Source organism: Planctomycetota bacterium, from assembly GCA_039182125.1.
Classification (GTDB): Bacteria; Planctomycetota; Phycisphaerae; order Tepidisphaerales; family Tepidisphaeraceae; genus JBCDCH01.
This window is the reverse complement of record JBCDCH010000011.1, coordinates 52,858-72,851: the sequence shown is the minus strand read 5'-3', so window position 1 is coordinate 72,851 and position 19,994 is coordinate 52,858. Positions and strand designations below refer to the sequence as shown.

The following is a 19,994-nucleotide window of genomic DNA, read 5'->3' as shown; positions in this document are numbered from 1 at the left end:
CGCGTTGCGACCGCCACGCCAATCCTTCTTGCTCGGACCGTCCTGGGTCGGCTGGGTTGCGGTGACGGCGTGGATGGTGGTCATCAGGCCTTCCTCGAGGCCGAAGTTGTCGAGGATGACCTTGGTGATCGGCGCGAGGCAGTCACCGCAACCCAGCCGACCCAGGACGGTCCGAGCAAGAAGGATTGGCGTGGCGGTCGCAACGCGTACATGAACATCATCCCGTCCAGCACCGGTGCCGCGAAGGCCGTCGGCCTGTGCCTGCCCGAGACCAAGGGCAAGCTCACCGGCATGGCGTTCCGCGTGCCGACGATGGACGTCTCGGCGGTCGACCTGACCTTCCGCACGACCAAATCCACCAGCTACGCCGACATCAGCGCGGCCATGAAGCAGGCGGCCAACGGTCCGATGAAAGGCATCCTCGGCTACACCGAGGACGAGGTCGTCAGCTCCGACTTCATCACCGACCCGCGCTCCAGCATCTACGACGCCGGGGCAGGCATCGAGCTCAACGACAAGTTCTTCAAGGTCGTGAGCTGGTACGACAACGAGTGGGGTTACTCCAACCGCGTGGTCGACCTGATCGGCAAGATCACGGCGTAACGCGGCGTGTGATTCGTCCATCGGCGGCCGGGTTTGACGACCCGGCCGCTGCTTCTTGCGGTCTGGCCGAATCGGGTACGATTTGGGCTGACTCCCGACCCTGAAACACCCTAAGATCAATCCATGGCCTCATCGAACGGTGCCGTAGCAGTAGCTGAGATCAAGCCGAAGTCCGACGACGCGTCGGGCATCGCCTCTCCGGTCGTAGACCGAACCCCCAAAGACGAGCCGACCAACGGCCGTTTCAGCAGCGACGGGAAAGTCGAGCTGGAACGGCTGCGTCTTATGATGCTCCTGCGTCGTTTCGAGGAATCCACCTACCGCGAATACACCCAGCCCCGCACGCTGGAGGATGGCACCAAGGAGATGAAGATCGGCGGCTTCTGCCACCTCTACTCCGGCCAGGAAGCCATCGCCGTCGGCATCGCCGCCCTCTGGAACAAGGACAAAGGCGACCAACTCATCAACGCCTACCGCTGCCATGGCCATTCGCTTGCCCTCGGCATGGACCCGCAGGTGGCGATGGCCGAGCTCTTCGGCAAGTACACCGGTTGCTCCAAGGGCAAGGGCGGCTCGATGCACCTCTTCGACGCGGATGCCGGCAACAACGGTGGCCACGGCATCGTCGGCGGCCACCTCCCGGTCGCGGCCGGCATCGCGTTCGCCCAGAAGTACAAGAACACCGACGGCGTCACCTGGTGCATGTTCGGCGATGGCGCCATCAACCAGGGCACCCACAACGAAGCGCTCAACCTCGCGTCGCTCTGGAAGTTGCCGGTGATCTGGGTGATCGAGAACAACGGCGTCGCCATGGGCACCCAGATCGAACGCCACTCCGCCGAGGAAGACCTCGCCAAGCGTGGCCTCGGCTACGACATGCCGACGGTCAACGTCGACGCCAACGACCTCGACACGGTGATCACCGAGTTCGGCAAGGCTGTCGATCGGGCACGTGCCGGTGAAGGTCCGACGTACATCTCGGCCAACACCTATCGCTTCCGCGGCCACTCGATGTCCGACCCGCTCAAGTACCGCAGCAAGGAAGAGGCCGAGTCCGCCAAGGACCGCGACCCGATCACCGTCTACGAAGTCAAACTCCGCGAAGCTGGCTTCCTCGATGACGAAAAGGCCCAGGCGATGGACAAGGAAATCCGCCAGATCGTCAAGGACGCGATCAAGCAGGCCGACGCCGATCCGCACCCGCCGTTGGACTCCCGCTGGGATGACATCCTCAGCGAGAATTATCCGTTTACCGCCTGAATTCGCTCCCGCCGCAGTTGCAGATGATGAGAAATGTCCTTGATCATCTCGAGTCTGTCGCCGCCGATGCTGGCCTGAACACGACGAAAGACTGGCAGATTCGTTGTTGCAAGTGCGGCCGTTCACAGCCGCTTGATCGCACCGGTGGGCGTCGAATCGGCGGGGCGGGCCGAAAATACACTGCCGGGTGGTGTCGCTCTTGCAAATGGCTTCGGATCGCGGTCATTGAACGTGTTCCGGCCGACAGTTTTCACTAGATCATCCCATGCCCCAGATTCAATACCGAGAAGCCCTTCGGGCCGCGATGTCCGAAGAGATGGAACGTGACGAGAACGTCTTCCTCATGGGCGAGGAGGTCGCCGAGTACAACGGTGCTTACAAAGTCTCCGAAGGCATGCTCGACCGCTTCGGCCCCAAGCGCATCCTCGACACGCCGATCTCCGAGGCCGGCTTCTCCGGCATCGGCATCGGGGCCGCCTGTATGGGCCTGCGTCCCATCGTCGAGTTCATGTCGTGGTCCTTCACGCTGGTCTGCCTCGACCAGATCGTCAACAACGCCGCCAACGTCCGCTACATGTCCGGCGGCCAGTACAAGGTCCCCGTCGTCTTCCGCGGCGGCAATGGCATCGCCCACCAGCTCGGCGCCACCCACTCCCACCGCGTCGAGACGATCTACGCCCGCATCCCCGGCCTGATCGTCCTCTGCCCGGCCACGCCCTACGAAGCCAAGGGCCTGCTCAAGGCCGCGATCCGCTGCGACGACCCGGTCATCTATCTCGAATCCGAGATCATGCTCAACGACAAGGGCGAGGTTCCCGACGAGGAGTACACGCTCCCCATCGGCAAGGCCGACGTCATGCGCGAAGGTGCGGACTGCACCGTCATCAGCTACGGCAAGAGCTTGGCCCGCTTCGCCCAGCCCGCCGTCGAAAAGCTCGCCGACGAAGGCATCGACTGCGAACTCATTTCGCTCCGCAGCCTCCGGCCCCTCGACAAGCAAACGCTCATCGACAGCATCAAGAAGACCAACCGCTGCGTGATCGTCGACGAGGACTACGGCTACTGCGGCATCGGGGCCGGCGTCATGGAAGAAATCTACACCGACGTCTTCGACCACCTCGACGCCCCCATCGGCCGCGTCCACAGCGACGAGATCCCCGTCCCCTACGGCCACTACATTGAAGAGGCCATGCTCCCGCAGCCCGACAAGGTGATCAAAGCCATCAAGGAAGTCTGCTACCGCTAAGCAAGCTTTTCCGTACTTCCGCCTTCCGCAATCCTCCTTCCGACTTCCCACCATGCCCGCCCAGATCACGATGCCGCAGCAGTCCGACACCATGACCGAGGGCACCCTCGTGAAGTGGAACGTCGCCGAAGGGGACACTTACAACGAAGGCGACATCGTCGCCGAGATCGAAACCGACAAGGCGACGATGGAGATGGAAGGCCCGGACTCCGACGGCACCATCGCCGCGCTGCTGGTGCAAGAGGGCGAAGCGGCCAACGTCGGCGCCGTCCTCGCCGTGGTCGCGCTGGAAGGTGAAGACGTCGCCGAGGTGAAGGCGAATGCGGGCAGTGGCAAGGCCGCTTCAGCGGCCGCTCCGGCCGAAGCGCAGCACACCGCCGAAGCCCAGGTCGACGAATCCGCCGAAACCAAAGCCGCCGTCGTCGCCACACAAGCCCTGCCGACCAACGGCTCCGCCAACGGTGCCCCCACCGGCCGCATCAAGGCCTCCCCCCTGGCCCGCCGCATCGCCGAACAGAAGGGCGTCGACATCGCCGCCCTTCATGGCAACGGCTCCGGCCCCGGCGGCCGCATCGTCCAAAAAGACGTCCTCGACTTCATCGACAGTGGCAAAGCCACGCCGGCGGCTGGTGCGTCCACCACCGACGATAAACTCAAGGTCGCTCAGCCTGTGGCTGTCCTCCCCGACCGCGTCGCCTCTGGCCAGGTCGAGGAAGTCGCGCTCACCAAGATGCGCAAGACCATCGCCGCCCGCCTGCAGCAGTCCAAGCAGACGATCCCGCACTTCTACGAGTCGATGGACATCGACATGGAAGCCGCCAACGCCGCCCGGGCCGCGCTCAACAAGATGCTCGAGCCCGAGGGCATCCGCCTCTCCATCGGCGACGTCATCGCCAAGGCCGTCGCCTGTGCCCTCAAGGCCCACCCCGGCCTCAACGCCCACTTCACCGGCGACGCCATCAAGAAGTTCGGCGACGTTCACCTCGGCATGGCCGTCGCCCTCGACGACGGCCTCATCGTCCCGGTCCTCAAGAACATCGATCAGATGGGCCTCAAGGAAATCCGCCTTCGCTCCAAGGACCTGATCGACAAGGCCCGCAAGCAGAAGCTCAAGGGCGACGAGATGACCGGCGCGACCTTCACCGTCTCCAACCTCGGCACCATGGGCATCAAGGAGTTCATGGCCATCGTCAACCCACCCGAAGTCGGCATCCTCGCCATCGGCGGCGCCACCAAGCGAGTCGTCGTCAACGAAGCCGGCGACTTCGAAGCCCGCAGCATCATGACGGTGACCCTGTCCGCCGACCACCGAGCCGTAGACGGCGCCGACGCCGCGAAGTTCCTCGGCACGCTAAGAGACATGCTCCAACAGCCGGCGGGGATGTTGGTGTAACTGGTAGAAGAACAAAATATCAAACGTTACTTTCGTGCCATCCGATCTTCTATTGCAGATAGAAGTTCATCACGGAAAATCTTGACAACCAGTTCTGCGAAATGCTGCTCTGGGTATGTTTCGTTCGATTCAGACTCGGCGTGGAGTAATGCAGCTATAGATCTGTGTGTTTCGCGATACGCCGTGACTGCAACTCGTCTGAGAGCGTCGTCTTCCCACCCCGTTACTTTAAGGATGCCGATCGTTCTGTCGTGAAAAGCTTTGCTTCCTTGCGGTTTAGGATTTGTTCTCATTTGTTTGACAACACTCTTGGCTCTGGCAATCGCGCGGTAATCGTATTCAGGCTCACGCGACAGGTCGGATATCTCCATAAGCTTGTGAAGCTGTCGCTCTTGTGCTGCTCCATTTGGCGATGCAAAATACACCGTCTGTGACCGCAGAATTTCGTCATAGTATGCGAAAAACCCGTACTGTGCCTTGAACACGCAACATCGAACCTTCGTAAGAGTGTCGACAACAGAAGCACAGCGATAATATGCGCGCCTGACCGCGCTTGATGCCTCTTCCTTCGTTAGACCAACTCGTACGAGTTGGCGCCTAAACCAGCGCGTCGAAAAGAAGCTAGGACATGGATTTTCGCATGCTTCCTCGACGAGTCTTGGTCGAAGCGAGGACTTTGCCTCATCTCGAAGCCAGATCAGGCTATCGAGCTGATCTCTCCCCGCCGGGCCTTGAAAATCGGAGCCAGCCGGAAACCCCATGTTTGAGCCGATCCGTCGGACAGCTCCCGGAAGGTAGCGGTGCGCGAAGTGCCATGCCGCATTCGCTGCCAATCCACCCGGCATCGATTCAGTGATTTGATCCGCAACCGTGAACTCAGTCATGATGCACTCCGTTTGAGACGGTTGAACTTGTCGCAGCGGTTAGGGAACAAAGCGTAGCACATGTCCCTGTCTCCACGAGGGATAAGGGTAAGAGTTGTGCTAGGCTTTAGCTAAGGTTGTGTGAGGGCAGAAAAAGGTGTCAGGCGGAAAAAGGGGCGGAAAAAGGTGTCAGGGTCCTTTTCTTGCACATGATCCTGCGGCTCGGTAGCGTTCGCCCATGCCTCGGGCCCCTCGCGTTGCGGACGGGAACGTCATCTACCATGTGTTGAACCGCCGGGTGGGGCGTGAACCGTTGTTTCTGCGGGAGGGGGATTGGCTGGCGTTTCTCGCGTTGCTCGGCGAGTCGATCGAGCGGGAGGCGAAGCAGGGTCGGCCGCGGCCGGAGATTTTTGCGTGTTGCCTGATGCCCAATCACTGGCACCTGCTCGTGCGGCCGGGTGCAGACGGGCAGCTTTCGTCGTGGATGGGCTGGCTGGCGTTGACGCACACGCACCGTTACCGGGCGGCACAGCGGACCACCGGCGAGGGGCCGATTTATCAGGGGCGGTTCAAGAGCTTCCCGGTGCAGGACCCGGGCGAGGCGTCCGGCGGCGAGCGTGGGTTCTGGACGGTGGCGCGGTACGTCGAGGCGAACGCGGTGCGGGCGGGGCTGGTGACCGATGCGGCCGATTGGCCGTGGGGTAGTTTCGCGTTGCGACGTCGCCGGGTGGCGTGGTTGGCCGACTGGCCCGTGCCCGCACCGACCGACTGGCGGCGACAGGTCAACCGCTCGATGTCGGAGGAGACTGCGGCGGCCGTGCAGACCAGCATCAAGCGTGGCCGGCCGTTCGGCGAAGACGACTGGGTGCGGGGCGCCGCCGACCGGCTCGGCCTCGCCAGCACCCTCATCCGCCGCGGCCGACCGAAGAAGCCTGTCGAAAAAGGACCCTGACACCTTTTTCTTCGTCCTTTTTCTTCGTTCGGGTTTGCGTGAGCGATATGCAGGCTGTGTCGCTCGATTTTGATGAAACTGTTCCCGGCGGCGTCGTTTTCGCTACGCGTGAGACATGCCTTTGAACTTCCATGAGCTTGGACGGAGCAGTCTTCTTGCCGCGGCGTTTGCTGCGGGGTCGGCGTTGGCGGCTGATGCCGTCGATGCCGAGGATCAGACCCAGCACCGCGATGGCGAGAGTCTCGCGTCCGCTGACCGGACACGGCTCGTCGATTTCACCGATGCCCAGGCCAATCGCCAATGGCGGATGGTCAACGACAACGTGATGGGCGGGCGGTCGCTCGGCGATGTCGAGTTCATCGATGGTGTGATGCGTTTCCACGGTTCGATCAACACCAATGGCGGCGGGTTTTCGTCAGTGCGGTTGCGGATCGAGCCGGGGACGTTGGCGGGGGCCGAGGCGATCGTGATGCGGGTGAAGTCGGACGGTCGGCAGCCATACCGGCTGATGGTGATGGACGACCAGCGTTGGCGTGGCCGGCTGGTGTCGCACCGCGGCGAGTTGCCGATCGATCCGGAGCGGATCGGGCAATGGCAGACGGTGACGATCGACGTCGATGATCTCGCACCGAGCTGGCGTGGGAACTCGGTCAATGCCGACGAGTTGGATCCGGCCCGCGCGTTCGAGATCGGATTGAATCTCAACGACACCGAAGACGGGCCGTTTGAGTTGAAGGTCGATTGGATCGACGTGGTGCGAGGCGACTAGAGCCCGGCGACCTTTCGGCACTCGGCGATGCGAGCGATCGCGGCTTCCTCGGTCGGCGCTTCGGCGATGATGCGGAGGATCGGCTCGGTGTTGCTCGGGCGGACGCTCACCCAGCCATCGGGCCAGTCGACGCGGAGGCCGTCCTCGGTGTTGATGTTCTCGTTGTCGAAGTGGGCGGCGAGCTTGTCGATGAGCGGCTCGGCGTCGGACTTTTGGGCGAGCGGGAGCTTGTCCTTGACGATGGCGTAGCTGGGGATGTCGGCGACAAGTTGGCTAAGCGTTTTGCCGGTGTCGGCCATGAGTTGCAGGGTGTACGCGATGCCGACGAGCGAGTCGCGGCCGGGAACGATGCGGGGGTCGATGACGCCGCCATTGCCCTCACCGCCGATGCGGGCGTCGTTGGCGAGCATCGCGTCGATGACGTTCGCCTCGCCGACGGGTGTGCGTATGACCTTGCCGTCGAATTTCGCGGCGACGTCGTCGATCATTCGGCTGGTGCTCATGTTGGTCACGGCGACGCTGCCGGGCTTCTTGCGCATGACATGCATCGCGGCCAGCACGAGCGAGTACTCTTCGCCGATGTAAGTGCCGTTTTCGTCAACGATGGCAAGGCGATCCGCGTCAGGATCTTGCGCGAAACCGACGGCGGCGCGGTGCTTCTTCACCGCTGTACACAAGTCGGTCAGGTTTGCCTCAGTCGGCTCGGGTTCGTGAGGGAACTGGCCGTCGGGCGTGCTGTTGAGATGCACGACCTCGCAGCCCATTTTGCCGAGCATCGTCGCGACGGTGACGCAACCGGCGCCGTTGACCGAGTCGACGACAACTTTGATGCGCTTGCTCTGCACGCCGAGCATGTCGATGTAGTCGGTGACGGCTTTGACGTGGGCGGCGTGGGTGGTCGTGTCGGACTTGGGCGCGGTGACGTGTTCGACGCGAACGAAGTCGGAGGCGTTGGCATCGTACAACTCGCGTAGCTCTGCGGCCGCAGCGGGCGGCAGGGCGACGGCGTCCTTGGTCAGCGTTTTGAGCCCGTTCCACTGGATCGGGTTGTGCGACGCGGTGACGATCATCCCGCCGGCGATGTTCTCCTCCGCGCGAAGGCGTTTGACCATCAGCGCGACGCCCGGTGTGGTGACGATGCCGAGGTCGATGACTTGGACGCCCGACGCACTGAGCGTGCCGGCGGCGATGTCACGGACGAACTGCCCCGACGGCCGCGAGTCCCGGCCCAGCACGCAGACGGGGACGCCGTCGACCTGCTTCTTCATCCACACCGCAAACGCGGCCGCCATGCGTGAGACAGTGGCGGGATCGAGGGTGCCGCCGATGGTGCCCCGCATGCCTGAAACCCCGATCATCAATGCGTCCTGAACGTCGCTCATGCGGTCAGGGTAGGGAACGCCCCGGCGCGGCGTGTACACTCCACACATGCTTCGGCAGGAACTCAACGACGCATTGCCGGCGACCGTGCGGAAGCTGGTCGACTCGGTACACGAACATCCGACGCTCGCCCGGTTGAACCTTTCGTACCTGCCCAGCCGGGAGGTCGTGTGCGATTGCACCGACCGGTTGTTGGAGTTGGCTTTCCCCGGCTACTTCGGTGAGCAGGGGATCACCGAAGCGACGCTGCCGTTCCGCGTCGGTGAGCAGGTGGCGGAGTTGATGGAGCGGTTGTACGAGCCGATCCGTTACTGCTTCCGCTATCGCGAGAACAAGCCCGGTTGCGAGGACACCGAGCGGCGGTGCGACGCGGAAGCGGTCGCGATCGTGCAGAAGTTCTTCGACTTGCTGCCGGCGGTACGGGCGAAGCTCGCGACGGACGTGCAAGCGGCCTTCGATTCCGACCCGGCCGCGACCAGCACGGATGAGACGATTTTCAGCTACCCGGGCCTGCTCGCGATCGCCGTGCAGCGGCTCGCGCACGAGTTGTACCTGCTCAACGTTCCGCTGTTGCCGCGGGTGATGACCGAGTACGCCCACTCACGCACCGGCGTGGACATTCACCCCGGCGCGACCATCGGCGACAGCTTTTTCATCGACCACGGCACCGGCGTTGTCATCGGTGAGACCTGCGCGATCGGGACAGGCGTCAAGGTTTATCAGGGCGTCACACTGGGGGCGCTCGCGCCGGCCTTCGGCCAGATGATCCGTGGTACCAAGCGTCATCCGACGATCGAGGACAATGTCGTCGTCTACGCCGGCGCAACGATTCTCGGGGGTGATACGGTCATCGGGCAGGGTTGCACGATCGGCGGCAACGTGTTCATTACCGAGAGCGTCCCGCCGCGCACGACCGTCACCGCCGAGCCACCGAGCCTGCGTTACCGGGAGCGCGGCAAGAAACGCCGCAAGGACGAGGCGGAGACGCTCGTCGTGATGGACTACCAAATCTGATCCGACAGGCGGCGTTGCATCATGACATCATCCGGCGCATCCGGTCGGCGATAAGCGTGCCTTGGGCTTCGGTTTTGTGGCTTCCGTGGCGGTGGCATCGTCGTTGATGGTGTCGGGCATGAAAGTGCTCACCGCGATGCTCCTCGGTTTGTGTGCCGTTGCCGGCTGTGCCCAGCCTCCGGCCGAGCCGGCGGCCGTGAAGCATTTGCCGGGGATTCCGTCGCGGTCCCTGGTGTTCACGCCGGAGGTCGCGTTGTTCGGACCGGTGCAGGAGGCGAGCCGGTTTGATCGCACCGATCGTGACGAAGCGGCGTTCGCCGGGTTCCGTTCGGAGGTGGTGACTTACAACGTGATTCGCCTCGATGACCGTCAGCGCCAGAGCCGGCGGGGCAACTTCGATCGCACCGACCGACGCACGATCTCGACGCGGGTGTTTGTCCAGACGCGCTAAGAATCATGCACGGAATCGCTCGTGGCTAGAAATTGCCATCGCGGCGCGGTACACCATGCTCTGGTTAGGGGTATGGCTTGCCGGCCGAGCGGGATGATTCTCTCGCAACGGTCGCCAATGAATTTCGACAACCGCTTTCAGGCGGAGGTGATTCATGGGAAGTGTCCGCGACGATGGCACCACGACGATCACGAAAAAAGAACTCATCGACCGCATCGCCGACGCGACGCAACAGAAGCGGACTTGCGTCAAGCAGGTCGTTCAGCTCTTTCTCGACGAGGTTATTGAAGAACTCGCCGAGGGCAATCGACTCGAGTTTCGCGACTTTGGCGTCTTTGAGTGCAAGATGCGTGCAGCCCGCCGCGCGAAGAATCCCAAGACCAACGAACCGGTCGCCGTCCCGGAGAAGCGTACCGTGAAGTTCAAGGTCGGCCGGCTGATGAAACAGAAGATCGAAGCGCACGACACACCCCCGTCAGCCACGAGCCTCAACGCGGCCAACGGACGGCATTGAAGTCAGTTTCGAGGCTGCCCCACAACCGCCCATGTAAATGCCCGCTTCACCGCTGCCAAGGCATCAGCGCCGCTTTCCGTCGCTCCTCTTCCTTGCTCAACCACTTCTGCCGCCAAACCGGTTGCTGCTCGTCGGTGATGGTCGCCCACAGACCGAGTTGCTTCTTTCGTGCCCGCGCCTCGGCCGTGCCGAAGTCCCGGGAGAACGCGTGTGCCTTTGGTCGATACGCATACGCCAAGCCTTCATTGATCAACAAGCGATTGAGCATCTCGCTCTCGGATAGATACACGTATGCGAGCAGTCGCCCGTACTTGTCACGGGTGCGCGGACCATGCACGTCCAGGAGCACCCGATCCCCAAGCACACGTTTCACCGCGTCGGTCGCCTGATCTCCGCCCGGTGCCCCCGGCTCCGGCGTGTCGATCCCGAGCAACCGCACCGACACACTTTCACCGCCGTCGAGCACACGCAAAGTGTCCCCATCGACCACCCGATCGACCGGGAACCAGTGCCCATCAAACCGCGCCACGTCGTCATAGACGGTGCCGCCGCGCCCCAGCCAAAACGACAGCACCAATCCGCCGACGAGCAACGCAACAACGCAGAGCTTCATCAGACGCAGCCGCCGGTGCCGCCGCGCAATCCGCTTCACTTCGGCGTCAAGGTAAGGGGTGCGCGGCACGATGGATCAGTCCATGTTGAGATCGCGGACGAACTGCTTCTCCGACGTGATGTTCTCCTCCGAAATGCCGACCTGCTCGGAAACAAGTCGACGCAGTTCTGGCCAGACGCCATTGGGTGTCCATGAACCCTTCGGCAACGGCCAGCGTCGCGCGAGATCGCCGAGCGTCGCCACATTGTGAGGCGGTTGGTCGGCTGTCGCAGTTCCGACCAGCCAAAGCCCCACAGCGATCGGCACCCCCAGGAGAAACGCCGTCATTCCGTATGTCGATCCGACGGCCGCCATGCAGAGAAACCCGGTGACTGCTGCGAGCAAGGCTAATCCCAATGCATATGCCCAGTGCCGACGCCAAGTGAGTTTTGGGAGCGATTTGCCGTGCTTGGCCTCTAGGCGATCCCAGATCTCTCGTCGATGTCGACGCGGAACGGCTGTATCGATCGATTGGCCGGGCCGGTGTCGACCGACCATTGGCATGTCACGTCGAAGCGCGCGAAACCCAGCTGCCGACGGGCAGACAATGCTTGCCTGCGCGCCGGTGAGTTGGCAAACCAGCACGAACAGATCGCCGACGGACATGACACGTTCGGCCACCGGATCAGAAATCGAAATCCCGAACCGCTCCTCGACCGACATCACAAGTTCAACGGTGTCCAAACCCATGCGGCTAAAGTAGCCGCTCCCATGCCGGATGCACACCAAGATTCGCACGACACGTTCGTCTCACCTCTGGCGGCTCGTAACGCGGGGCCGGAGATGCTCAAGCTGCTCTCGGCCCGGCATCGCATCGGGCTTTGGCGGCGGCTGTGGATCGCGTTGGCGAAGCACGAGCGCGAACTCGGCATTGAACGCATCTCCGCCGACGCGATCACGCAGATGGAAGCGGCAAAAGACGACATCGACTTCGACCGTGCGGCGGAGTTCGAGAAGAAGCTGCGGCACGACGTGATGGCCCACGTCCACACCTTCGAGGAGGCCGCCCCGGCGGCCAAGGGGATCATCCACCTCGGCGCGACAAGCCAGTACGTCGTCGACAATGCGGAGCTGATCATTCTGCGCGGAGCGTTGCGACACGTCGCGCAGCAACTCGCGTCGGTCGTCGCAGCGCTCGGTGACTTCGCGTTGGAGTGGAAGGACCTGCCCACGCTCGGCTACACGCACTACCAACCGGCCCAGCTCACGACCGTGGGCAAACGCGCCACGCTCTGGGCTCAGGACTTCGCCGACGATCTGGCCGAGATCGAACACCGCATCGACGCGCTCCAGTTCCGCGGCGTCAAAGGGACGACCGGCACGCAGGCGTCCTTCCTTTCTCTCTTCAACGGCGACGGTGACAAGGTCGACGAGCTCGACCGCCGCGTGACTGCCGAGTTCGGCTTCGAAAAGTCGTTCGTGGTGACGGGGCAGACTTACCCGCGCAAGGTAGACCACCGCATCGCCGCCGACCTCGGTGGGATCGCGGCGAGTGTCCACAAGTTCGCCAACGACATCCGCCTGCTCGCGAACCTCAAGCAGGTCGAGGAGCCGTTCGAGACAAGCCAGATCGGCAGCAGCGCGATGGCGTACAAACGCAACCCGATGCGCTGCGAGCGTGCGACGGGCCTGGCGCGGTTCGTGATCAGCCTGATGGATAGTCCATTTCAAACCGCCGCCGAGCAGTGGATGGAGCGGACGCTCGATGACAGTTCAAACAAACGCCTCGCGTTGCCGGAGATGCTGCTCGCGATCGACGGCTGCCTGCGGATCGTCCTCAACGTCGCCCGCGGCATGGCCGTCTACCCGGCCACGGTGACGCGCTACGTCCACGACGAACTGCCGTTCATGGCCACCGAGGACATCCTCATGGCCGCCGTCCAGCAGGGCGGCGATCGCCAGGAACTGCACGAGAAGATCCGCCAACACAGCATGGCCGCTGCCGAGCAGGTCAAGCAACACGGCAAACCCAACGACCTCCTCGACCGTCTCTGCGGCGACGCCGCCTTCGCCGGCGTCGACCTCGCCAACGTCATGGACCCGAGCAAGTACATCGGCCGCGCTCCGCTGCAAACCCAGCGCTTCGTCGAGCAAGTCGTGCAACCGATCCGCGACCGGTACGAGATCAAGCACGATGCCGATTTGAACGTGTGATGTCCGAGCCGCGGGCTGACAGCCCGCGGCTCAAGGGAGACGCAACTTTCCTCGCGAAGCGCATGCTGTACCTTGACGCCCACGCCGTATGACTCAGCTCGACACGTCAACCCTTCCGATTTCCAAGCAGCCGAAGCTTGCCCTCGATCCGGGCTTCATGGCCAAGCTCGATCGGCTCGACGTCATGTCGCGCAAGATTCTCAATGGCAAACTCAAGGGCGAACGCCGCAGCAAGCGCCGGGGGCAGTCAGTCGAGTTCGCCGACTTTCGCAACTACGTCATCGGCGATGACCTGCGCTTCATCGACTGGAACATCTACGCCCGCCTCGACAAGCTTTTCCTCAAGTTGTTTCTCGAGGAAGAAGATCTGGCGTTGTACGTGCTGGTCGACGTGAGCAAGAGCTGTGACTATGGCGAGCCGAACAAGGCGTTCTACATGAAGCAGGTCGCCGCGGCCCTCGGGTACGTCGGGCTGGTGAACTACAACCGCGTGAAGGTCGTCGCGCTCGGCGACGGCGTCGAGTCGGACACCGGCCACTTGCGCGGTCGGCGGCAGGTCCGCCGCGTCGTCGACTTCCTCGACAAGCTCCAACCGACCGACGGCGGCGACTTCGCCGCGGCGTGCAAGCGGTTCGCCCTCGCCAACCGCGGCAAGGGCGTGTGCGTGGTCATCAGCGACTTCTTCGACAAGCAAGGCTTCGAGTCCGGCCTGAAGTACCTCGCCACGCGCAACCTCGACCTCTATGCCATTCACGCCCTGAGCCCGCAGGAGATCGACCCAGAGCTCAAGGGTGACCTGAAACTCGTCGACCTCGAAGACGGCGATACCGCCGAGATCAGCGTCAACGGTCCGCTGATGAAAAAGTACAAGGCCAACCTCAACGCCTATTGCCTCGCGGTCAAGGACTACGTCACCCGCCGTGGCGGCACGTACCTGTTCACCTCCACCGCCGTCGGCTTCGACACGCTGGTGCTGAACTACCTGCGTGAGCGCGGGCTTCTGCGGTGATCCGTACCATGGTGCGTGTCCGCGACCGCGCCACTCGAGAAGTTGTTCGCCGAGCGTGGGTGGACGCCGTTTGTATTTCAACTCGAAGCGTGGCGGTACTTCCTCGATGGCCGCAGTGGGCTCGTGCATGCGCCGACGGGCAGCGGCAAGACGCTCAGCGTGTTTGGCGGACCGTTGGCGGAACGATTGCAGCGTGAAGTCACGCCACCGCGAAAGCGCTCGCGCGGTGAGCCGCACGCGGTGCTTTGGATCACGCCGATGCGGGCGTTGGCGAACGACACGGCCCACGCACTGACACGGATGATCGAAGCGGCCGGGCTGGACTGGTCGGTCGAGCTGCGTACCAGCGACACGTCCCAGTCGGTCCGCAAGCGTCAGCGTGACCGGCTGCCGACAGTCTTGGTGACCACGCCCGAGTCCTTGAGTGTGCTGCTGAGCTACCCGAATGCCCGGCAATCGTTCACCGGCCTGCAAAGCGTGATCGTCGACGAGTGGCACGAACTGATGAGCACGAAGCGCGGCGTCCAGGCCGAGCTTGGCATCGCGCGACTGCGGCAGTTCAACCCACAACTACGAACTTGGGGCCTCTCCGCCACGCTCGGCAATCTCGATCAGGCGCTCGCCACGCTTTGTCCCGATGGCGGCGTCATGGTGCATGGTGACGCGAGCAAGCCGATCGAAGTGCGGACACTCCTGCCGGAGAGCATCGAGCGCTTCCCGTGGGGCGGGCATATGGGGCTGCGGATGGCCGACGCCGTCGTGGCCGAACTCGAGCGGGGCGGCACGTCGCTGGTCTTTGCCAACACGCGCGCTCAGGTCGAGGTGTGGTTCCGCACGATCCTCGCCAAACGTCCCGATTGGCTTGGCGAAATCGCCATCCATCACGGCAGCCTCGACCGCAAGATTCGCATCGAGGTCGAAGGTCTCTTGCGCGAGGGGCGACTGCGCGCGGTCGTCTGCACCAGCAGCCTCGATCTCGGCGTCGACTACCCGGCGGTCGATCGCGTCGTCCAGATCGGCAGCCCGAAAGGCATCGCCAGGTTGATCCAGCGTGCCGGGCGCAGTGGCCATACGCCGGGGCTCACCAGCACGGTGATCTGTGTGCCAACGCATGCGTTCGAGTTGGTCGAGTTTTCCGCCGCGCGGGAGGGCGTGGAGCGGAAGTCGGTCGAGCCACGGTTGCCGCTGCGCAAGCCGTTGGACGTACTGGCCCAGCATGTCGTGACCGTGGCGGCGGGAGGTGGGTTCGACGCGGATGAACTGCTGTCCGAAGTGCGCACCGCCGCGGCATTCGCCGAATTGACCGACGAGGAATGGCAGTGGGTACTCGACTTCGTCGAACGCGGCGGTCCGACGCTCGACGCTTACCCGCAGTTCCGCAAGGTCGTCCGCCGGCCAGATGGCCGCTATGTCATCGGCGACGACAAGCTTGCCCGCTTGCACCGCCTCGGGATTGGCACCATCACGTCCGACGGTGTCGTCGCACTGCAGTTGCGCAACGGCAAGCGGCTGGGCACGATCGAGGAAGCGTTCATCGGCAAGCTCAAGCCGGGTGACACGTTCACGTTCGCCGGGCGCCCGTTGGAGTTCGTGAGCATGCGTGACATGGCCGCGACGGTTCGGCCGGCCAAGAGCAAGCGCGGCAGCGTGCCGAGCTGGGCGGGCGGGCGTTTCCCGCTGAGTACGTTGCTGGCCGACGCCGTGCGTGATCGACTCGAGTCGGCCCGCGAAGGCGATCATGCGGACCTGGAGATGCGAACAATCGCGCCGCTGCTGAACGTGCAGCACGCGTGGAGCCATCTGCCGGGCAACGGTGAACTGCTCATCGAATCGATCCACACCCGCGAAGGCGATCATCACTTTCTTTATCCGCTGCTTGGTCGGCTCGTTCACGAAGGCCTCGGCAGTGTGATCGCTCATCGCATCGGTCGACGCTTCGACGTGAGCATCACCGCATCGTTCACCGATTACGGTATTGAACTGCTCGCGTCCGGGCCGTTGAAGCTTGATGAACCGACGTGGCGATCGCTGCTCTCGGCCGACGGGTTGCTCGACGATCTGCTGGCGTGTCTCAATGCCGGCGAGCTGACCAAGCGGCAGTTCCGTGACATCTCACGCGTGGCGGGGTTGGTGCTGGCCACCTCGCCGGGCGCGCCGAAGTCCACGCGGCAGTTGCAAGCCTCCGCGCAGTTGTTCTTCGACGTTTTCATCGAGTTCGATCCGCAAAACCTGTTGCTCGAGCAGGCGCGACGTGAGGTGCTCGAACGCCAGCTCGAGATCGACCGGCTCGCCGCGGCGTTGGCCGACTTGCGGAACCAGAAGTTGATCCTGACCGAGCCGGGGCGACTGACGCCGATGGCGTTTCCGATCTGGGCCCAGCGGATCAGCAGCCAAACGATCCGCGTCGAAGCAGCCGCCGACCGGATCGAGCGGATGATGCGCCAACTCGAACGCGCGGCCGGCTAGGATCGGTCGCACGGATGCGATTCACGTTCGCCCAACACGAGTTCACCGCCTTGCCACAGCGAGCGTTGCGGTGGGGGGATGCGACGTTGATCGCCGACCCCCACTTCGGGAAGGCGGACGTGTTTCGCGCGGCCGGCATGCCGATCCCCGATGGCAACACCGCCGCGGACTTGCAACGACTCGACGAGGCGCTCGGCGATGCCAAACGCCTGATCATTCTCGGCGATTTCTTTCACGCCAAGGCGAGTCAGAGCGAAGCGGTGCATGTGGCATTGACGGCGTGGCGTGACCGACACACGGACCTCGACGTGTCGCTCGTCCTCGGCAACCACGACCGCCATGCGGGTCGGCCACCGGACTCGCTGGGCTTCGATGTGCGTGGCGAATTCGCCGAAGCCGGGCTGAACTTCGCCCACCATCCGCCCGAAGCGCCCGATACGCCGACACTTTGCGGTCATCTGCATCCGGCCGTGCGCTTGCCCGATTACGACGGCAGCCATGTCCGGGTACCGTGTGTGTGCGTGGATGAGGACGTGCTCGTTCTGCCGGCGTTCGGCAGTTTCACCGGCGGTTGCGTGATGGAACCCCGCCCGGGTCGTCGGCTGTTTGCCGTTGCCGCCGGGCGTGTGTGTGAGGTGCCGACTACTCCAGGCCTGCAACGCCAACGGCGGTGATCGGGCCGAGCGAGTCGGACTGGGCAAACGCGACGAGTCGGGCGTTGGCGAGATTCACGTCCGATGGCACGGCGATCTCGAACGCTCCGGCTTCAACGCGATCGAACGTCCGCGCAACGCCGTCATGGGTCAGCGTTTTGCCACGGTTTTCGCCACGCTGGACCTTGGATGTCAGGCCGTCCTCGACGACGACGAGCGTGATCGGTCCTTCGACACCTTCGACCGTGCCGCAGAGGACGTCGTGGTCGTTCGACGTGATGGTGACGTGGATCGGATCGACCTCGGCCGCCGACGCGATCGACGATGCGGCGCGAGACCGGTTGCTGCCGACGAACTCCTCGGTCCCGCCGACGATCATCTGCGGCGTGTACACGTTGCCCCGTCCGAACGTCCGAGCGTACTCACGCTGGCGCTTGGTGAAACGTCTGTCGCCGAGCGGGTCGACCCAGCCGAGATCATCCCAATAGGTGACATGCCAAGCGATCGCGATGACGTCCACGCCGTCGATAGGTTGGCCTTGGTGCAGATCGTTGAGCACGGCCTCGGCCGGCGGGCAACTGCTGCAACCCTCGGACGTGAACAGTTCGACGATGACGGGGCGCCGCGTGTCGGATTTCTCGCCGGTTGCCCCGAAAGCCAGCAGGGCGAGTGAACCGACGAGCACGATCAGGATGGTGAGTTTCATGGGGGTACCTCGTGAGAGTGTGTGAAGAAGTCGGACCGGCGCGAAGCTTCTTTCTACAAATCTTCGGGCGTTTCCGGCATATGCCGTGCGGGCCATCGAATGTCGGCCCCATTCGTTACACTCTCGTGCCCATGAACATCGACACCGCCCCCAGCAGCGAGACGATCACGTTTCCGATCGAGAAGCTCCACGACTTCTCCGTGCAAACTTTCAAGCACTTCGGCATCTCCGACGAAGATGCCCACCTCGCGGCGGATGTGCTGGCCGCTTCGGACTTGCGCGGTATCGAAACACACGGTGTCGCGCGGCTGCACACCTACTTCGACATGCTCCAACTCGGCCGGATCAACCCGACGCCGAAGCTGACGATCGTCCGTGAGAACAAGACGTGCGCGACGGTCGATGGCGACAACGGCCTCGGCTTGGTCGTGGGACCCAAGGCCAACCGCATCGCCATGGACAAGGCGGATGACGTCGGTAGCGGCTGGGTGAGCGTCTGCAACACCAACCACTACGGCATCGCGGGGTACTATGTTCTCGAAGCGCTCAAGCGTGACCTCATCGGTTGGTCGATGACCAACACCACCAAGCTTGTCGCGCCGCTCTGGGGCAAGGACCGCATGACCGGCACCAATCCGATCGCGATCGGCTTCCCCGGCGGCGGCGCGAACGGCTCGACGGACGTCGTCGTTGACCTTGCGACATGCGCGGCGGCATACGGCAAGATCGAGATGGCCCGGCGGCGTGGCGAAGAGGTGCCGATGGGCTGGCTCCAGAACAAGGAGGGTGCCGAGTCGCCGAACCCGAACGACATGGTCGACGGCGGGGCACTGCTCCCGTTGGGTAGCCGCAGAGAGCACGGCGGGCACAAGGGCTGGGCGCTCGCGGTTGCGGTGGACGTTTTTACTTGCGTGCTCAGCGGTGCGAACTGGGGGCCGTGGGCACCGCCGTTCGCGTTGCGGCAGGAGATCCCGAGCAAGTCCGTCGGCAAGGGCATCGGTCACTTCTTCGGTGCCATGCGGCTCGACGGCTTCATCGACCCCGACGAGTTCAAGAAACAACTCGACGACTACCGCGCCACGATGACCGCCACCCCGCCCACGCCGGGACAAGATGCGGTCCTGCTGCCCGGTGATCCCGAGCGAGCCGCTGAGGCCGATCGCAAGATGAACGGCGTGCCGCTGATCCTGCCCGTTGTCGAAGAACTGCGGGATATCAGCAAGCAGACAGGGATTGCGTTCGATTGAGCTTGGCTCGATCGCAACAAGTTCCAACCGTGACATGCATCAGGTGTCCCGTTAGCATCAGATATCCTTAGGCGTGAAGCCTGACTGATGAAACCGAACCATTTGGAGAACCAACCATGAATCGTGAAGAACTGCAAAACGTGTTGAAGTCGTTGATGTTGGCCGCCGCCGTGAGCGGTGTGGCTTTTGTCGGCGTCGGTTGTGAAGAGTCGTCCACGACGGACGACGTGACCGACGCGGTCGACGAAGCCGCCGATGAAGCCGCGGCCGAGGGCAGCAGCATGTTGGACAGCATCAAGGACGAGGCCGCTGCTCGTGGTGAGGAGATCACCGATGGTGCGGTCGACGCCATGAAGGAGAAGGCCGGTGAAGCCCTCGAAAGCCTGGCCGGTCCGGAACTCGCGGCCAAGGCCGAAGAGATGCTCGGCCAGGCCGAGACGATGATCACCGAGAAGAACTTCGCCGGAGCGAAGGAAATCCTCGACAAGCTCATCGCCCTCAAGGACAAGCTGCCCGAACCCATGGCCGCGAGGCTCGAGAGCCTGACCAGCATGCTCGACAAAGCCCAAGGAGCGGCCGACGCCGCAGGCAAGCTCGGCGACATCGGCGGTGCGCTCGGCGGCGGCAAGTAAGCTGCAAGCGAATCTTCCAGCAATCCAACG

Annotated in this window: 18 protein-coding genes and 3 pseudogenes; 15 read left to right on the top strand and 6 right to left on the bottom strand. The window is 63.4% G+C overall.

The window, feature by feature from the left end; all coding sequences use genetic code 11:
- Positions 1–144: pseudogene (locus AAGD32_04730) on the bottom strand (type I glyceraldehyde-3-phosphate dehydrogenase).
- On the opposite strand from AAGD32_04730, the pseudogene AAGD32_04725 reads away from it, so the two are divergent.
- From AAGD32_04725 to AAGD32_04710, 4 genes and pseudogenes are all read left to right on the top strand, one after another.
- Positions 139–603 (top strand): annotated as a pseudogene (locus tag AAGD32_04725) (type I glyceraldehyde-3-phosphate dehydrogenase). The pseudogenes AAGD32_04730 and AAGD32_04725 sit on opposite strands and share 6 nt — an antisense overlap.
- 123 nt (positions 604–726) lie before the next feature.
- Entirely contained in the window at positions 727–1,863 is a 1,137-nt protein-coding gene (locus tag AAGD32_04720) for a thiamine pyrophosphate-dependent enzyme (GenBank protein ID MEM8873544.1), read from the top strand.
- Positions 1,864–2,128: 265 nt separating this feature from the next.
- Positions 2,129–3,109 carry an alpha-ketoacid dehydrogenase subunit beta gene (locus AAGD32_04715; GenBank protein ID MEM8873543.1) on the top strand — a complete coding sequence of 327 codons (981 nt, stop codon included), beginning with the start codon at positions 2,129–2,131 and terminating at the stop codon, positions 3,107–3,109.
- 52 nt (positions 3,110–3,161) lie between these two features.
- Positions 3,162–4,502 (top strand): dihydrolipoamide acetyltransferase family protein, encoded by a 1,341-nt coding sequence (locus tag AAGD32_04710; GenBank protein ID MEM8873542.1) that lies wholly within the window; start codon positions 3,162–3,164, stop codon positions 4,500–4,502.
- A gap of 26 nt (positions 4,503–4,528) precedes the next feature.
- Here AAGD32_04710 and AAGD32_04705 read toward each other — a convergent pair whose 3' ends face one another.
- The gene (locus AAGD32_04705) at positions 4,529–5,386 is read right to left on the bottom strand and encodes a hypothetical protein (protein MEM8873541.1); all 858 of its coding nucleotides are present in this window, start codon (positions 5,384–5,386) and stop codon (positions 4,529–4,531) included.
- 217 nt (positions 5,387–5,603) lie between these two features.
- On the opposite strand from AAGD32_04705, the gene AAGD32_04700 reads away from it, so the two are divergent.
- Together AAGD32_04700 and AAGD32_04695 are read left to right on the top strand one after the other, a co-directional pair.
- Positions 5,604–6,317: a transposase gene (locus AAGD32_04700; protein MEM8873540.1), complete on the top strand. Its 714-nt coding sequence runs from the start codon at positions 5,604–5,606 to the stop codon at positions 6,315–6,317.
- A gap of 115 nt (positions 6,318–6,432) precedes the next feature.
- Complete coding sequence (locus AAGD32_04695; GenBank protein ID MEM8873539.1) at positions 6,433–7,086, top strand: CIA30 family protein; 654 nt, start codon at positions 6,433–6,435, stop codon at positions 7,084–7,086.
- Here AAGD32_04695 and glmM read toward each other — a convergent pair.
- Positions 7,083–8,468 carry a phosphoglucosamine mutase gene (gene glmM, locus AAGD32_04690; protein ID MEM8873538.1) on the bottom strand — a complete coding sequence of 462 codons (1,386 nt, stop codon included), beginning with the start codon at positions 8,466–8,468 and terminating at the stop codon, positions 7,083–7,085. The genes AAGD32_04695 and glmM overlap by 4 nt on opposite strands.
- 46 nt (positions 8,469–8,514) lie before the next feature.
- Between glmM and epsC the strand changes: the two genes are divergently transcribed.
- The 3 genes from epsC (at position 8,515) to AAGD32_04675 (ending at position 10,445) form a co-directional block, all read left to right on the top strand.
- Positions 8,515–9,480, top strand: a complete 966-nt coding sequence (gene epsC, locus AAGD32_04685) for a serine O-acetyltransferase EpsC (GenBank protein MEM8873537.1) — start codon at positions 8,515–8,517, stop codon at positions 9,478–9,480.
- Between the two features lie 118 nt (positions 9,481–9,598).
- Positions 9,599–9,931, top strand: coding sequence for a hypothetical protein (locus tag AAGD32_04680; protein ID MEM8873536.1), 333 nt, complete (start codon positions 9,599–9,601; stop codon positions 9,929–9,931).
- Positions 9,932–10,085: 154 nt separating this feature from the next.
- Positions 10,086–10,445: an HU family DNA-binding protein gene (locus AAGD32_04675; GenBank protein MEM8873535.1), complete on the top strand. Its 360-nt coding sequence runs from the start codon at positions 10,086–10,088 to the stop codon at positions 10,443–10,445.
- Positions 10,446–10,491: 46 nt separating this feature from the next.
- Here AAGD32_04675 and AAGD32_04670 read toward each other — a convergent pair whose 3' ends face one another.
- Together AAGD32_04670 and AAGD32_04665 are read right to left on the bottom strand one after the other, a co-directional pair.
- On the bottom strand, positions 10,492–11,097 hold the full coding sequence (locus AAGD32_04670) for a thermonuclease family protein (GenBank protein MEM8873534.1): 606 nt from the start codon (positions 11,095–11,097) through the stop codon (positions 10,492–10,494).
- Positions 11,098–11,685: 588 nt separating this feature from the next.
- Positions 11,686–11,781: pseudogene (locus AAGD32_04665) on the bottom strand (acyl carrier protein).
- A 27-nt stretch (positions 11,782–11,808) separates the two neighbouring features.
- Between AAGD32_04665 and purB the strand changes: the two are divergent.
- From purB to pdeM, 4 genes are all read left to right on the top strand, one after another.
- Entirely contained in the window at positions 11,809–13,251 is a 1,443-nt protein-coding gene (gene purB, locus AAGD32_04660; GenBank protein ID MEM8873533.1) for an adenylosuccinate lyase, read from the top strand.
- An 88-nt stretch (positions 13,252–13,339) separates the two neighbouring features.
- Positions 13,340–14,260 carry a DUF58 domain-containing protein gene (locus tag AAGD32_04655; protein MEM8873532.1) on the top strand — a complete coding sequence of 307 codons (921 nt, stop codon included), beginning with the start codon at positions 13,340–13,342 and terminating at the stop codon, positions 14,258–14,260.
- A gap of 15 nt (positions 14,261–14,275) precedes the next feature.
- Positions 14,276–16,726: a ligase-associated DNA damage response DEXH box helicase gene (locus tag AAGD32_04650; GenBank protein ID MEM8873531.1), complete on the top strand. Its 2,451-nt coding sequence runs from the start codon at positions 14,276–14,278 to the stop codon at positions 16,724–16,726.
- Positions 16,727–16,740: 14 nt separating this feature from the next.
- Entirely contained in the window at positions 16,741–17,400 is a 660-nt protein-coding gene (pdeM, locus tag AAGD32_04645) for a ligase-associated DNA damage response endonuclease PdeM (protein ID MEM8873530.1), read from the top strand.
- Here pdeM and AAGD32_04640 read toward each other — a convergent pair.
- Positions 17,369–18,085 carry a DUF1223 domain-containing protein gene (locus AAGD32_04640; protein ID MEM8873529.1) on the bottom strand — a complete coding sequence of 239 codons (717 nt, stop codon included), beginning with the start codon at positions 18,083–18,085 and terminating at the stop codon, positions 17,369–17,371. The two genes, pdeM and AAGD32_04640, sit on opposite strands and share 32 nt — an antisense overlap.
- Before the next feature lie 131 nt (positions 18,086–18,216).
- Between AAGD32_04640 and AAGD32_04635 the strand changes: the two genes are divergently transcribed.
- Together AAGD32_04635 and AAGD32_04630 are read left to right on the top strand one after the other, a co-directional pair.
- Complete coding sequence (locus tag AAGD32_04635) at positions 18,217–19,332, top strand: Ldh family oxidoreductase (GenBank protein ID MEM8873528.1); 1,116 nt, start codon at positions 18,217–18,219, stop codon at positions 19,330–19,332.
- Positions 19,333–19,448: 116 nt separating this feature from the next.
- Positions 19,449–19,964: a hypothetical protein gene (locus AAGD32_04630; protein MEM8873527.1), complete on the top strand. Its 516-nt coding sequence runs from the start codon at positions 19,449–19,451 to the stop codon at positions 19,962–19,964.
- The last annotated feature ends 30 nt before the right edge of the window (positions 19,965–19,994 follow it).